The organism is Pleionea sediminis (genome assembly GCF_007570825.1).
Lineage (GTDB): Bacteria > Pseudomonadota > Gammaproteobacteria > Enterobacterales > Kangiellaceae > Pleionea > Pleionea sediminis.
Genome location: NZ_SUNB01000001.1, coordinates 472,915 through 486,752, shown reverse-complemented (window position 1 = coordinate 486,752; position 13,838 = coordinate 472,915). Strand labels below are relative to the sequence as shown.

Sequence of the window (13,838 nt, the reverse complement as noted above, 5' to 3'; positions counted from 1 at the left end):
TAGGGTTACGATTGGAACTCTGATGCTTCCGGACAATGAATTGATCGCCAAAGTGATTGCACATAATGACAGTCATGCTTTCGCACTATTGGTAAAACGTTACCAATCAAATATACGTCAGTTTTTACGTCGATTGACGGCTGGCGATTATGCAATGGCAGATGATTTAGCGCAGGACTGTTTTATGACTGCTTTTGAAAAGCTTGCCCAATATAATGGCTCGGGTAGTTTTAGTAGCTGGCTCCATACTTTGGCGTATCGGCGATTTTTGCGAGTCATACAAACTGGCGCCCAAAAATACGAGATTCCTTGTGATGTTAGTTGGCAAAAGCTAACAACAAAAGATTCAACTGACCAAGATATTTTAGCGGAAAGTTTGATGTCATATTTGGATGTAAAAGAGAGAACCGTGATTACTTTGAGTTGTGCTGATGGTATGAGCCACAATGAAATTGCTCAAGTAACGGGTATTCCACTTGGGACAGTTAAATCCCACATTGCCAAAGCGAAGCAGAAGTTACATGATTTGATGAGTAAAGACTCAGTTGAAGCATCATAGCAGGAGGTATCTATGAGTTCGGGAGATTTTATCGGAAATCTATTGCGGTACCACAAAAACTTGGTGGATCACGATTTTGTGGAGCGTTTGATTAATCGCATAGACAAATCTTATCGATTTAGACAATGGATTTTGACTTTATGTACTTTAATTGGATTAATCTTCGGTGGTCTGGGCATAACATTGTTGATGGATCACTTTACTTTATCCCTCTATAGTGAGCATCCGCTTTTTGCAACACTGGCTTCAACACTGGTGATTACGGTGATTCTCTTTTTCCTTTATTGGCTTTTTGATGATGAGTTTGAAATTTCTTAAGTCTTAAATATCTCTTTAGAGAGATAAAAAGCATCAAAATGCCAATTGGTTCTAGTAGAAAAATCTAAAAAATCAATAGTAAAAATTACCCTCTCTGGTCCATAATTTCTATTAATTACTTCTTGTAACAATGTTAGAATTGCATCGATAATCTATCTCTTTGAAAATAATAAAATTATTTGTGTAAATATCAGCCGTTTGTCCCAGCCTTAACGTTTTGAGTGACAGTACATGAGTGAAGCGCCAGCTGCCGATGTCCAAAGCATTAGCGAAAGCGATCTCTACGAAAAATGGAGCCATCACCCCTTTAAAGTGGGTGAGTTTACTGTGGATCTTAATGAGAAGCTGGTAGAGTCTCCTGATGGCGATAAAAGGAACATTACGCCAAATTCCATAAAGCTTTTATTGTTGTTAATTCACAATGAAGCCACTTATGTTTCTCTTAATGACATCCATAAGTTTATTTACGGTAATCAATACAAAGATGACTCTTCAATTAGGAAACAGGTCACTGTTCTTAGAAAGTTATTTGATGATACCGAAAAAGAGAAATTCTACATTGAAAATAAGTTAGGCCACGGATATCGGTTAATCGCTCCTGTTAAAACCACGGAATGGCGATTTGAAGGAAGTGACAATAAAAGTTTTACAACTTTAATTATTATTACTTTGGCTTTGTTATTAGTTGTGGTGACAACCTACTTCTTAATGCGAGAAGATAATGGGGCACAGCCGGTTAATCTTTCAACGCCAAAACCATTAACGCATCTGGAAGGCCTGGAGTTCTATCCTTCTTTTTCTCCCGATGGTAAATGGATGCTATTTAACCATTTACCTCACGAGCAAAGTAAGTGGGAAATCTGGGTTAGAAATATGGAATCTGGCGATTTGATTAAACTCAGTCCGGATGTGACCGCCTCAGATTATCGAGTTCCACGTTGGACGGGTGAGGAATATAAATTTATTTACTCCGAATATAATGACGGTACTTGTTATTTCACTGAATCGACATTTGATCCAAATAATGCTGTGATTACCGATTCCCAAAAATTGGTTAAATGCAGTTTTAGTTCTTTGAATGCAACGAATGCATTATGGAAGGACGGTAAAGGAATATACTTTAATAAGGCTGAATCGATTAATGCGCCTTTTGTTATTTATTCGCATTCTTTCTCATCGGGTGAAAGTTGGCCTATAGCTTCTCCGCCACCGAGTGGAAAAGGCGACTATTATTTTTCGTTGTCGCCTCACAAAGAAAAAATGGCTGTCTTAAGAAATAAAAATGGCTCTCAAACGGAAGTGTGGATTTACGATGTGAATTCCTGGGAGACCAAGTTGGTGGACACCGTCAATCAAATATTGATAACGGTGACCTGGACTTCTTCTGGCGACTCAATTCTATATCGTAACGATTCAAATCAGATTATTGAGTTTGAAATCGCTCAAAAACGCCATTCGGTGAAATTAAGACCCGCTGTACCTGTTATGGCTCCCGAGGCATTTGGTGATAAATCCATATCGGTTTCTGTTGGAAGTTATTTCAGACAAGAATTAACTAAACATAATTTGAAAGATAATGAAGCCAAAACATTAATCAATTCTTCTTATAACGACTTTATGCCAGCTGTCTCCTTTGACGGAAACACCCTTGCCTGGATTTCGAATCGAACAGGAGTATTTCAAGTCTGGATAATGCATCCTGATGGCCGAAAGGAGCAAGTGACTCATTTAAAAAATAATTTGGAATTTATTGATTTAAGTTTTAGTCCATCCGGCGACAAATTAGGTGGCACAGCCAGTGGTCGTTGGTTTGTGATCGATGTTAATTCAAAAAATATACACTGGGGACCAAAGGATAAATATTTCAAAAACTTTCAGTGGAAAAGAACAAAAGACATGGCCTATGTTGCTGTGAAACATATGGAGCAATGGGAGCAAGCGGAATTAAATACCGTGTCTGCTGATTATAAATTAGTCGATACAATGAAAGATGCCTTTATTGTGTTGGAGGATCGAGACCTACCGATCACCTACATTGCCAATTTTAAGCAAAGTGGTTTTTGGCGAGTGCATGGTGAGCACAAGAAGTACATACAAGTTGATGAACCGATCAACCAAACACGTCGGTGGGTAACAACTAAGGATGGTTTATATTTTGTCTCTAAGCAAAAGTTGATGTTTTTGGCGAATGATAGTGAGCAAGCCGTTAAATTAGACATCGAACTATTTGGCAATGAAGTTTCTGCGCCTTACAATAACTCTTGGCTGGTAACAACAAAAAAGGTTGAGGGTGAAGTAGACTTGAATAGAATTGAATGATTCTTAAACAATAAACATGATAAATCTCACAAATGGATTTTTAATATCTCAATTTTCACGTTTATTGCACGTCAAAGTCACAGCTTTCACACCTCTACTGCGATAACTTAGTTTCCGTCAACAGCAGTTAATACAAGTGAAAGCGAGGCGTTAAAAATGACACATATTAATATTTTCTTATTCTTTCTTGGTCTTCTTCCTTTAAATGAAGGTGTTCAGGTCGAGTCAACTACTGAACCTACTCAAAAGCAAATTGAAGTCGATGTTTCAGAGCAAACAGGTGACAAGGAAGAAAGTGATCAAGTTACGACTTGCCCTAATTTCCCGTTTTGCTAATTTGTTAAGACACTGCAAATAATACAATGCTGGATTGAATGGCAAGGAAGCGTCGTCCAAATAATAGTTATAAATAGCAGTTTTTATTTACTCTTAAACTTTGTTTGGAGGATTGCGAACATGCGACGAGGCGATATTGTTCAATTGAGTTCTGGCGGCTTAAAAATGACCGTATTCTCAAACTTGAAAGATTTACCATCAGAAGCGCGAGACCCATATTTATCGAAAGGGTATGACAACGAAGATGTTGTGTGTAAATGGTTTGTGGGTACAACATTGAAGAAAGAAGTCTTTCGCTCAGAAGTTCTTAAACAGATTTATTTGTGATGCTAGTCAGAAAGGTGGTGTGCAAATACACCACCTTGGATATTTTAAGAACCTTCCATTATTAATTACTTCTCTTTTTATTTTTTCTTCCTCTGAAGTTAAAAAAACGATTAAAAAACACTCATATTTCTCGCTATCTCAATTCGAACAGGCGTAGAATAAGGATCCGACTTTGAATATTTCATGAAGGAGGAAGCATGTATATACCTAAACCATTGGAGTATTTGGATTCCGAAGATATTCAATATCAACTTATTCCTCATCAAACGAGTTACACTGCGCTTGCAACTGCATCTTTGGCTCGGATTCCTGACAATTTGCTGACTAAGGTTGTTGTGGTTCAAGCTGATAACAAGTTGGCGATGGTGCTTATTCCGGCCAATTGTTGTATCGATCTACATTCACTGGCAACGCATGTTGGGGCTCAGCATATTACGCTGGTTCCCGAGGATGAGTTGGGTCATCTGTTTCCTGATTGTGAATTAGGCGCCATGCCACCATTTGGAAACTTGTACGGTATGAAAGTTTGGATTGCCAACGAACTATTCCAGAGATTTGAAATTACTTTTAATGCTGGCAATCATCATCAGTTAATTAAAATGAATACCGTTGATTTTTGTAATTTGGTGCAGGCCGTTGCTATCAGTAAGGGTTATCATCGGATGAACTCTTCGATTCTGATTAGAGAATCGTCATCACGTCCTTGGCACTGGATTTAAAATAGGACCAGTTGATGAGTGATTATTTTTTCAAAGTCTTCGCCAATAAAATGAAGAATCCCATCGGCTATGGGTTTAATCTGTCGATTGATATATCGCTCATAGTCGAAGGGAGAGGATTGAAACTCGTAAGGTTCCGGGCCTTGAGTTGTAAATACGTATTCAATCCAGCTACCGCGTCGATATCGAGTCGGTTCTCCTTTAGTTTCTAATATTCTTTCTGCAAGCTTTGCAGCTTGAACATGAGGTGGAACATTCTTTTGGTACTCATTAAGCTGACGTCTTAGCCGCTTGCGATAAATCAGTTGTTTATCGAGTTCACGTTGCATTATTTTTTGAACGTAATCAACTATAAAGTCTTGAAATGGCTCATCGTTAAAAACTTTTTTATAAAGCTCTATTTGAAATTGGCGTGCAGCTAGAGTCCAATCAGTTCTAACACTTTCAAGTCCTTTAAAAATAAGCTTTTCTTCTCCAGAACGAAGTAACTTGACTCCGGCATATCTTTTCTTTGAACCTTTTTCTGACCCTCGAATCGTTGGCATTACAAACCGTTTGAAGTGCGTTTCAAACTCAATCTCAAGATAGCTTTTTAGCTGATATGTTTTTATTAAATACTCTTTCCAATACAGATTAAGTTCGTCAGCTATTTCTTTGCCAATATTATGAATGGTCTGCTCAGCAATATTTTTATGGTAACCTTTAAGCCAGACAAATACAGAGTCGGTATCGCCGTAAATAACTTTTAACCCTTTCTCTTCCAGTACTTTTTTTGTTTGATAGAGGATTTGATGACCTCGCAAGGTAATAGAGCTGGGTAATCTGAAATCAAAAAAACGACATCCGGATGTTCCGAGTACGCCATAAAATGAATTCATCAGAATTTTAATTGCTTGGGACATAGGTTGATTATCAAGTGCTTTAGCTTCGTCCCTGGCGCACCAAAGCTCACTAATTAAATCGGGAAGAATATTATTTTCTTTGTGGAAAACAGCGCCATTAAATCCAGGTACCAATCTATCGCGGTCTTCAATTTCGGTCTCTAATTGGTTTTTAATGGCCGGATGGTCTTCAATTTTTAGGCCTTCGATTAAAGCCATGGGATCGACTTTAAAAGTTCGAATAATACTGGGATATAGGCTTTTGAAATCTAACACCAAAACATGATTATAAATACCCGGAAATGAATCCATCACATAACCACCTGGGCTACCTATGTTTTCTGGGTGTTGGGGGATATTGGGAGCTATATAACCTGTTCGATGTAACCGAGGTAAATACCGATTATCAAAACTTGCTACCGAGCCACCGAAACGATCCATTTGTAAGCCGGTCAATTGAGCTCGCTGAACAGAAAAGGGAATAAGAGAAGCCTCATGAAAAATTTTTATTACCAGTAAGCAATCTTGAAGGTTGTATTTTGCTAAAGCGACTTTATCGTTTTCATATAAATCGATAATTTCTTGTCCTCGATCGCTGCCTGTTATAAGTTTCTGCTCCTTCAATAATTCTCCTGCGACAAAGTTGAGTGAAAAACTTTCAAAGTGATAGGTTGCTGAACGGAGTGTATCAATGCCATCCAGAACGAGTCTACCTTCTAACTTCATTGTGTAGTGTTCGGAGTTATCGAATGATTGACGCCAAATAGGCGACGTACGGTTGCGTCCAATCGAAAATGGAATACCGAGCTCTTTCGCTTTGTTGTCCAGAAATTTAAAGTCAAAGTTTATGACATTCCAGCCAATGAAAATATCGGGATCTTTATCTTGAATATAAAGAATAAAGTGATTAAGTAAATCCCTTTCATCATTAAAGAATTTTAAGTAGGGTAATGAATGCTGCTCCTTCTTATTGCCAACCATAAAGACATGTTTTTCTATATTATTGTGATCGTGTGAAGAATAAAGCGCGATACCGATAGAGAAGAGTCTTCCATCATACATCGAGGTTTCAATATCGATAGATGCCACTATAAAGCTTGGTGAAAAGTTTGATGGCTTTATATGAGGATTAACAAATATTGAAAGCTCATTTTGCTTGTCGCACTTACCGGTAAAGGCCACGCCACCGGTGATAAAACGCTCCATAAGGAACCGATCGAAAGGTTGAATATCGGACTCTAAAGGGTAAATGGCATGTTCATTGAGCAAACGCCTTGCTTGGTAAAGGTGGTGTTGTGTTTTAAAGTAGAAGCCATAAATTTTCTGATCTGAAAAACTTTTTAGATTCAATAATCGATAAAAAAAGTCGTTGTTTTTATTGACTTGAGACAACAACTTGATCGCTTGTGCTAAAAACACTTCTTCAATGAAAAAGACAGCTTTCTGCTGAGGATATTTTATTAAAGCAATATCGGTATCGGTTTTTACCCAAAACCTGAGCTCTAGGCCTTGGCCAGGAATATCTTGCCAGTGCCTGGATAATAGAAAGCCTCGATTGGACGATGTCATAAACCGGAAAGATTAAAGCGAAAACAATCAATAGAATACCATACTCTAATTAACTTTAGTCGTGAGGTCTCGAAGGAGTGTTGTGATAACTTATTTAATCGGTTAAAGCGAACAAACCTATCGCATAATTAGTATTTATCTATGGCAATGAATTTGCCATACTTAGGTAAATTTTATTTAAGAGGACTCAATCATGTCTTTAGAAAACAAAGAAGGACAACGAATTCCAAAGGTTACTTTTAACGTTCGTGTCGGCGACGCCTTTAAACCAGTAACAACGGATGAGTTATTTGGTGGTAAAACGGTTGTTGTTTTTTCTCTACCTGGCGCCTTTACACCCACGTGCTCATCGACGCATTTGCCGAGATACAACGAATTAGCTGATGTTTTTAAAGAAAACGGTGTCGACGATATTGTTTGCATTTCTGTGAATGACACTTTTGTGATGAACGCTTGGTTGAGAGATCAGGAAGCAGAAAATATAACTGTTGTACCAGACGGTAACGGAGAGTTTTCTGAAGGGATGGGCATGTTGGTCGATAAGTCGGATCTGGGTTTTGGTAAACGTAGCTGGCGCTATTCAATGTTAGTCAAAGACGGTGTTATCGAAAAAATGTTTATTGAGCCAGAAAAACCAGGCGATCCCTTTGAAGTGTCCGATGCAGACACCATGCTTTCTTACATCAATGATAAAGCGGTAAAGCCACAAGCCGTGTCCATTTTTACAAAGCCAGGATGTCCTTTTTGCGCCAAAGCGAAGCAACTATTAATGGATAGAAAAATTCGTTTTGAAGAAATTATTCTTGGTCAAGATGCTACTTCGGTATCCTTAAAAGCAATAACTGGTAGAAATACAGTTCCTCAAGTATTTGTAGGTGGAAAACTCATTGGTGGCTCTGAAGAACTAGACGCTTATTTTGGTCAATAGATTTTTCATATCTCAAGCCATGGATGGCTTCTATCAAATCGTGACGGATTGACTCTATAACTTTAAGTTCTATTAAATTATATATAGATAACCTTAAATATATTCATCTTTTTGTCCAGCAGGATTGGACAATTTAAAGTAAGTGTGTAGGATATAGGTGAAACAGCAAAATTAAACCGTCAACAGACGGTGTCTAATCAGGTGGTGAACAGGAGTCTTTGTATTTGAAGCTCGCTGCACGGAGTCGCTTGTATCTTAAGTAACATCAAGTCAAATCGCTATACAGCGCGTTAACGCGGTAAGTGCGTCCGATTATAAAGTTTAAATAACACAACGAGAAGCTGTAGGCATTTACATTAAAAGTTCTTAAAGATTAAAAAAATCTGGAGACACCATGGCTTATATGCAACCTCAAGAGCAAGACTTTGGATCCGATCCTTTAGAAGTAAGAGACACTAATCATTATCAAGAAGAGTACATTCATGCTTTTGTTGATAAATGGGATGAATTAATTGATTGGGAACGTCGTGCTGAGAGTGAGGGTCAATTTTTTATAAAAACGCTCAAAGAGCACAATAAGCGAAAAGTTTTAGATGTCGCAACAGGTACCGGATTTCACTCTGTACAACTTTTAAATGCTGGTTTTGAAGTGTCGAGTGCCGATGGTAGTCCAGTAATGTTAGCCAAAGCGTTTGAAAATGCTTTTAAACGTAAACATATTCTGCAAACCATTCAAGCCGATTGGCGTTGGCTTAATCGCGATGTACATGGCAAGTTTGATGCCGTTATTTGCTTAGGAAATTCTTTTACGCACCTTCATAATGAAAATGACAGAAGAAAGTCGTTAGCGGAGTTTTATGCTGCATTACGCCATGATGGCATATTAATTTTAGATCAGCGTAATTATGATGCGATTCTGGATAAAAACGAAGAGCCGGGTCATGATTATTATTACTGCGGTGAAAACGTAAAAGCAACACCCGAACATGTTGATGATTCGTTAGCTCGTTTTCGCTATGAGTTTTCAGATGGTGATGTTTATCATCTGAATATGTTTCCTATAAGAAAAAACTATGTGCAAAAACTTTTGTATGACGTAGGCTTCCAAAGAGTAACGACTTATGCGGATTTTAAACAAACCCGTAAAGAAGGTGAGCCCGACTTTTTTATTCATGTAGCGGAAAAAAAATACATAGAAGGAAAATAGTATGAGTGGTTATACTGGCGCTGTAGAAGCGGCCCGTTCTTACTATAACAGTGATGACGCAGATAATTTCTACTTCCATATTTGGGGCGGTGAAGATATTCATGTCGGAATTTATAAATCCACTGATGAATCGATTCGTGATGCCAGTCGAAGAACCGTCACTCAAATGGCTGACCTTCTCGGCAACTTAGATAAAACAACTCGTGTGCTCGATGCGGGATCTGGATATGGCGGCTCAGCTCGTTACCTGGCAAAGCGATTTGGTTGTCAAATAACGGCACTCAATGTTGCTGAAACGGAAAACACTCGTAATCGTCAGATGACTGAAGAGCAGGGGCTTTCAAATTTGATAAATGTTGAAGATGGAAGTTTCGAAGATATCAAAGCTGAAAACGAATCGTTTGATGTTATCTGGTCGCAAGATGCAGTCTTACATAGTGGTGATCGCGAGAAAGTTATGGCTGAGTTTGCTCGTGTATTGAAACCCGGGGGACAATTAATTTTTACTGATCCAATGCAGGCTGATGATTGTCCTGAAGGTGTTCTCGATAAGGTGCTACAACGTATCCATCTCGACACTTTAGGTTCAATTGCATTTTATCGAGAGCATTTGAAAATGCATGGGTTACAGGAAGTTGGAATTGAAGAGATGACTCAAAACCTTATTACTCACTATGGTCGTGTTGCGCAAGAGTTAAAGAGCCATCGCGCGGAGCTTAAAGGTAAGGTATCGGAAGATTATATTGAACGCATGTTAACAGGATTAGGTCATTGGGTCGAAGCAGGAGAGAAAGGCTATCTTAGCTGGGGAATATTACATTTTCGGAAATCATGATTGCTGTAAAGTTATACTGATATTTTGGCCGAAATTTCTTCTTAAAATAATGTGTAAATAGGAAGAAATAGTTTCGATAAAAAAGCGACCCTCAGGTCGCTTTTGCATTTTTTAAGAGGTAATCTTTGATTCGAATATTATTCGTTGGCTGCTAGTTGAGTTACCTTATCATCTTCTTCTGAGCCTTGAATGTCGAGCAGCACTTCTGGTTTTCCTTTGATGGCCTTCGCTAAAGTTTCTTTGTTTTCAGCGATTAACATACCAATTGTCTCGGCTTGATCTTCTGTTAAGCCTTCAACTTCATTTTCTAGCCACGTGCTTACATTTTCGGCCAATTCAAGCATTTTGTCGTATTGGTCGGCTTCTTTTTTATCGGTGAATGTTTTTGATTTATCGCGATCAGACATATATAAAGTCACCACTGCCATTTTTGGAATACTCCCCATTTGGTCGGTTACCACACAGCTCATAAAACCTTAGAAATATGATACCAAGGTCCTGTTCTGTACAGTAAGTACCCATTTGTTTAATAAGTTTGATGGTTCAAAATAAATACTACTTGAATAAGTAGGTTCTGGCAAGTCGCATTTTGTTAATATTTTTCTCTGTATTTTAGCGCCTTAGACTGAATCGGTTATGCTAACCTATTGTCCTAAATGTAACCTAATGTCAGAGCTTAAATATGCAACTTTCAGTTAAAGTTTTTTGTTTATTGATGTTCGTTTTTTCATCACTTGTACTTTCTGCCGTTGAAAAAGCGAACGATGAATTGCCCGATCATTTTCCTGAAGAGGTTACCTCGGTAACTGAGCACAGTGTTCGAGTTGGCGATGAACGTATCGATTATAAGGCGATTGCCGGAACCTCTTTTGTGTTTAATGAGCAACATGAAAAAATCGGCAATATCTTTTATACCGCATATGTAAAAGAAAATGCTAAGAAAAGTCGCCCGATTACTTTTGCATATAATGGTGGTCCTGGCTCTGCATCCGTGTGGCTTCACATGGGGGCGCTCGGGCCAAAAAGAGTGGTTATGGATGATGAAGGATTTATGCCAAAGCCACCTTATCAAGCGGTTGATAATGCGTACTCGATTTTAGATCTCACTGATATTGTTTTTATTGATCCCGTAGGCACCGGTTACAGCCGAGCAGCAGGTAAAGGAACTAATGAAGATTTCCATGGTACATGGGAAGACATTAAAACCGTTTCAGAATTTATTCGTTTATATTTGACGCGCAATAATCGGTGGTCGTCGCCGAAATATTTGGCCGGAGAGAGTTATGGAACCCTTCGATCAGCGGGTATTGCTTATCATATGGGACAGAATCTTGGAGTTAACTTTAATGGCATTTTATTAATTTCAAATGTTTTAAATTATACGCTTGATAACTTTGATCATGGTGTCAATATTCAAGCTCCTATTACTTTGTTGCCGACTTACACTGCAACTGCTTTCTATCACAAAAAGTTAGACGGGCGGTTTAAATCCATTGATGAAGCGATTCAACAGGCGAAGGACTTTGCTATGGGCGATTATGCGCTGGCTTTATTGCAAGGGGATAACCTGTCGGACCAAAAGAAGAAGTCGACGGCGCAAAAATTGGCAGAACTCACGGGTTTACCAAAAGAGTTAATCTTAAGAAATAATCTTATTGTCAATATGCAAACTTTCGTTCATCAATTACGTCGCTCTGAAGGAATGACATTAGGGAGGCTTGATAGTCGCTTTGTTACTCCGGAACTGAATGCCTTTGAACAACCGGGTTATCGAGATCCAAGTTATATGGCTATTCACGGACCATACACCGAAACCTTGATGACTTACTTACGTAAAGATTTAAAGTTTGAAACGGATTTGGTTTACCATATTTTAGGTGGCGGCGTGAAAAGTTGGAATACGAAAGAGTTTGCCGATGACTCATTTGATATGAGCCGAAAGCTTCGACACGCGATGTTAAGAAATCCTGATATGAAAGTTTTTGTAGCAAATGGTTATTTTGATATGGCAACTCCATTTTTCTCGACAGAATATAATTTCAGTCATATGGGATTGCCTGAGCAGCTGCAAGACAATGTTAAAATGACTTACTATGAGTCAGGACACATGATGTACATTCGTAAAGCAGACTTAATAAAGTTCAAAAAAGACATTAAAGACTTTTTCAAATTCTCTTTATAAAGCTGTAGGAATCGATAGAGATATTAACGACGAATGACGGTAGAAAAATTAAACTCAGTGTTGGCCGAGTTGGAGGTTGAGTATCATAAATACTCGCATCCGCCGTTGCACTCATGTGATGAAGCTGACCGATTAGAATTAAAGCGCTCGGGTCAACGTTTGAAAAACTTGTTTTTGAAAGATAACTATGGTCGACGCCATTTTTTACTCGTGGTAAGTCCGGATAAAAAAGTGGACTTGAAACAGCTCTCACGTCAATTAAATATTGCTCGTTTAGGGTTCGCTTCCGAACGACGACTCGATAAGTATTTAAAAGTGAAACCCGGTTGTGTTTCTATACTGTCGTTACTGAATGACGAATCAAGCTCTGTTGAGTTCTGGATCGATAAAGAGGTTGCGTCGGCGGAGCTTTTTCAGTGTCATCCATTTATCAATACCCAGACTTACATTTTATCTCGAGCAGATGCGAAGAAATTTGTTGAGTATACTAACCATCGCTGGGAAGAGCTCGATATACCTAGCATAATGACTAAAGAAGAAAACTTTGACTGAACAATCACGAGACATTATTGAAACAAAACGTTGGTTAGAATGTGTCGTTATTGGCGAGAACTTTTGTCCATTTGCGAAGCCTGTTTTCGACGACAATAAAATTCTTTATATCGCGTCAATGGAGCAAGATTTTGAGCTGGCGCTGATGACTTTAATCCGTGAGTGTCACCATTTGGATAACACACCCGATGATGAAACAACACTGCTTATTTTTAGCAAAGGCTTTAAAGCATTTGACGACTTTTTAATACTTATCGAGTTAGCCGAAAACTTATTAATTGATCAAGGCTATGAAGGTGTTTATCAGTTGGCACACTTTCATCCAGAGTATTGTTTTGAAGGATGTGAAGAAGCCGAGGCGCAAAATTATACCAATCGCTCGCCGTTTCCAACATTGCATATCATTCGTGAGGCCAGTATTGAAAAAGCACTGCAGTCAGTGAAATCGCCCGAAAATATTCCACAGCGAAACATTCGACACGCTAACAAGAAAGGTGCGGATTATTGGCGTTCTGTTTTACAGTCGTGTATTGACTCATGAAGGTAAATGAAATGATAAAACTTGGATGTTGGTTTGTTCTTATGGGGCTTTGGCCAACCGTTTGGGCAAATGAAAATAATGAAAAAGATCGTGTAAATCAAGTTCTAGACGCGATGCACCAGGCAGCATCGAGTGCCGATGGTGAAGCTTACTTTAACTTTTTCTCTGAAGATGCAACTTATATAGGAACTGATATTGGAGAAACCTGGACAATCAGTCAGTTCAAAGAATTTGCTATGCCATATTTTTCTAAAGGAAAAGGATGGACGTACCGGCCTGTGCGGCGTCAATTGGCGTTTTCTCAATCCGGTGATGTAGTCTGGTTCGTTGAAATATTATTAAATGATAAATATGGAAAGTCGCGTGGTACAGGTGTTTTGGAACGCCATGAAAACAGTTGGAAAATTGTACAGTATCATTTAACTTTTCCCTTGCCGAATGAGTTGGCCGTTAAAATTACTCAAGAAATCAAGCAGTTCGAGATGGATGAAAAATAGGCAAAGGATAAGGTCGAAATTCGATAAGAGGTTGGGCATAATAGCCGGTCATTTTTAAGGTTGGACGG

15 protein-coding genes are annotated in these 13,838 nt (G+C 38.6%); 13 read left to right on the top strand and 2 right to left on the bottom strand.

What is annotated here, in order from left to right; translation table 11 throughout:
• Positions 1–22 precede the first annotated feature (22 nt).
• The 6 genes from FAX86_RS01855 to FAX86_RS01830 all read left to right on the top strand — a co-directional run bounded on the left by FAX86_RS01855 (position 23) and on the right by FAX86_RS01830 (position 4,578).
• Positions 23–559, top strand: a complete 537-nt coding sequence (locus FAX86_RS01855; RefSeq protein ID WP_144391630.1) for an RNA polymerase sigma factor — start codon at positions 23–25, stop codon at positions 557–559.
• 12 nt (positions 560–571) lie between these two features.
• Positions 572–877, top strand: coding sequence for a hypothetical protein (locus tag FAX86_RS01850; RefSeq protein ID WP_144391629.1), 306 nt, complete (start codon positions 572–574; stop codon positions 875–877).
• 231 nt (positions 878–1,108) lie between these two features.
• On the top strand, positions 1,109–3,196 hold the full coding sequence (locus FAX86_RS01845; RefSeq protein WP_144391628.1) for a winged helix-turn-helix domain-containing protein: 2,088 nt from the start codon (positions 1,109–1,111) through the stop codon (positions 3,194–3,196).
• A 156-nt stretch (positions 3,197–3,352) separates the two neighbouring features.
• Positions 3,353–3,532, top strand: a complete 180-nt coding sequence (locus tag FAX86_RS01840) for a hypothetical protein (RefSeq protein WP_144391627.1) — start codon at positions 3,353–3,355, stop codon at positions 3,530–3,532.
• A gap of 120 nt (positions 3,533–3,652) precedes the next feature.
• Positions 3,653–3,859 (top strand): DUF2158 domain-containing protein, encoded by a 207-nt coding sequence (locus tag FAX86_RS01835; protein WP_144391626.1) that lies wholly within the window; start codon positions 3,653–3,655, stop codon positions 3,857–3,859.
• A gap of 197 nt (positions 3,860–4,056) precedes the next feature.
• Positions 4,057–4,578, top strand: coding sequence for an aminoacyl-tRNA deacylase (locus tag FAX86_RS01830; protein ID WP_144391625.1), 522 nt, complete (start codon positions 4,057–4,059; stop codon positions 4,576–4,578).
• Here FAX86_RS01830 and FAX86_RS01825 read toward each other — a convergent pair.
• Positions 4,575–7,028 (bottom strand): DNA polymerase II, encoded by a 2,454-nt coding sequence (locus FAX86_RS01825; protein WP_144391624.1) that lies wholly within the window; start codon positions 7,026–7,028, stop codon positions 4,575–4,577. The two genes, FAX86_RS01830 and FAX86_RS01825, sit on opposite strands and share 4 nt — an antisense overlap.
• A 193-nt stretch (positions 7,029–7,221) precedes the next feature.
• On the opposite strand from FAX86_RS01825, the gene FAX86_RS01820 reads away from it, so the two are divergent.
• The 3 genes from FAX86_RS01820 to FAX86_RS01810 all read left to right on the top strand — a co-directional run bounded on the left by FAX86_RS01820 (position 7,222) and on the right by FAX86_RS01810 (position 9,998).
• Positions 7,222–7,956, top strand: coding sequence for a glutathione peroxidase (locus tag FAX86_RS01820; RefSeq protein ID WP_144391623.1), 735 nt, complete (start codon positions 7,222–7,224; stop codon positions 7,954–7,956).
• Between the two features lie 394 nt (positions 7,957–8,350).
• Positions 8,351–9,163, top strand: a complete 813-nt coding sequence (locus tag FAX86_RS01815; RefSeq protein ID WP_205859085.1) for a glycine/sarcosine N-methyltransferase — start codon at positions 8,351–8,353, stop codon at positions 9,161–9,163.
• A gap of 1 nt (position 9,164) precedes the next feature.
• Positions 9,165–9,998, top strand: coding sequence for an SAM-dependent methyltransferase (locus FAX86_RS01810; RefSeq protein ID WP_144391622.1), 834 nt, complete (start codon positions 9,165–9,167; stop codon positions 9,996–9,998).
• Positions 9,999–10,135: 137 nt separating this feature from the next.
• Here the strand turns inward: FAX86_RS01810 and FAX86_RS01805 are convergent, their stop codons facing one another.
• Positions 10,136–10,426 (bottom strand): YebG family protein, encoded by a 291-nt coding sequence (locus tag FAX86_RS01805; RefSeq protein ID WP_144393169.1) that lies wholly within the window; start codon positions 10,424–10,426, stop codon positions 10,136–10,138.
• A gap of 254 nt (positions 10,427–10,680) precedes the next feature.
• Here FAX86_RS01805 and FAX86_RS01800 point away from each other — a divergent pair, with 254 nt between their 5' ends.
• The 4 genes from FAX86_RS01800 to FAX86_RS01785 are packed head-to-tail and all read left to right on the top strand — an operon-like array spanning position 10,681 to position 13,770.
• Positions 10,681–12,180, top strand: coding sequence for a S10 family peptidase (locus FAX86_RS01800; protein ID WP_144391621.1), 1,500 nt, complete (start codon positions 10,681–10,683; stop codon positions 12,178–12,180).
• Between the two features lie 33 nt (positions 12,181–12,213).
• Complete coding sequence (locus tag FAX86_RS01795) at positions 12,214–12,732, top strand: prolyl-tRNA synthetase associated domain-containing protein (RefSeq protein WP_144391620.1); 519 nt, start codon at positions 12,214–12,216, stop codon at positions 12,730–12,732.
• Positions 12,725–13,273 (top strand): DUF1415 domain-containing protein, encoded by a 549-nt coding sequence (locus FAX86_RS01790; protein WP_144391619.1) that lies wholly within the window; start codon positions 12,725–12,727, stop codon positions 13,271–13,273. The genes FAX86_RS01795 and FAX86_RS01790 overlap by 8 nt, the downstream gene beginning before the upstream one ends.
• Positions 13,274–13,284: 11 nt before the next feature.
• Positions 13,285–13,770: a nuclear transport factor 2 family protein gene (locus FAX86_RS01785; RefSeq protein ID WP_205859084.1), complete on the top strand. Its 486-nt coding sequence runs from the start codon at positions 13,285–13,287 to the stop codon at positions 13,768–13,770.
• The last annotated feature ends 68 nt before the right edge of the window (positions 13,771–13,838 follow it).

Excerpts from the sequence above, each read along its gene's own strand:
- FAX86_RS01855 (WP_144391630.1), top strand. The coding sequence starts at position 23 with ATGCTTCCGGACAATGAATTGATCGCCAAAGTGATTGCACATAATGAC.
- FAX86_RS01850 (WP_144391629.1), top strand. The coding sequence starts at position 572 with ATGAGTTCGGGAGATTTTATCGGAAATCTATTGCGGTACCACAAAAAC.
- FAX86_RS01845 (WP_144391628.1), top strand. The coding sequence starts at position 1,109 with ATGAGTGAAGCGCCAGCTGCCGATGTCCAAAGCATTAGCGAAAGCGAT.
- FAX86_RS01840 (WP_144391627.1), top strand. The coding sequence starts at position 3,353 with ATGACACATATTAATATTTTCTTATTCTTTCTTGGTCTTCTTCCTTTA.
- FAX86_RS01835 (WP_144391626.1), top strand. The coding sequence starts at position 3,653 with ATGCGACGAGGCGATATTGTTCAATTGAGTTCTGGCGGCTTAAAAATG.
- FAX86_RS01830 (WP_144391625.1), top strand. The coding sequence starts at position 4,057 with ATGTATATACCTAAACCATTGGAGTATTTGGATTCCGAAGATATTCAA.
- FAX86_RS01825 (WP_144391624.1), bottom strand. The coding sequence starts at position 7,028 with ATGACATCGTCCAATCGAGGCTTTCTATTATCCAGGCACTGGCAAGAT.
- FAX86_RS01820 (WP_144391623.1), top strand. The coding sequence starts at position 7,222 with ATGTCTTTAGAAAACAAAGAAGGACAACGAATTCCAAAGGTTACTTTT.
- FAX86_RS01815 (WP_205859085.1), top strand. The coding sequence starts at position 8,351 with ATGGCTTATATGCAACCTCAAGAGCAAGACTTTGGATCCGATCCTTTA.
- FAX86_RS01810 (WP_144391622.1), top strand. The coding sequence starts at position 9,165 with ATGAGTGGTTATACTGGCGCTGTAGAAGCGGCCCGTTCTTACTATAAC.
- FAX86_RS01805 (WP_144393169.1), bottom strand. The coding sequence starts at position 10,426 with ATGGCAGTGGTGACTTTATATATGTCTGATCGCGATAAATCAAAAACA.
- FAX86_RS01800 (WP_144391621.1), top strand. The coding sequence starts at position 10,681 with ATGCAACTTTCAGTTAAAGTTTTTTGTTTATTGATGTTCGTTTTTTCA.
- FAX86_RS01795 (WP_144391620.1), top strand. The coding sequence starts at position 12,214 with ATGACGGTAGAAAAATTAAACTCAGTGTTGGCCGAGTTGGAGGTTGAG.
- FAX86_RS01785 (WP_205859084.1), top strand. The coding sequence starts at position 13,285 with ATGATAAAACTTGGATGTTGGTTTGTTCTTATGGGGCTTTGGCCAACC.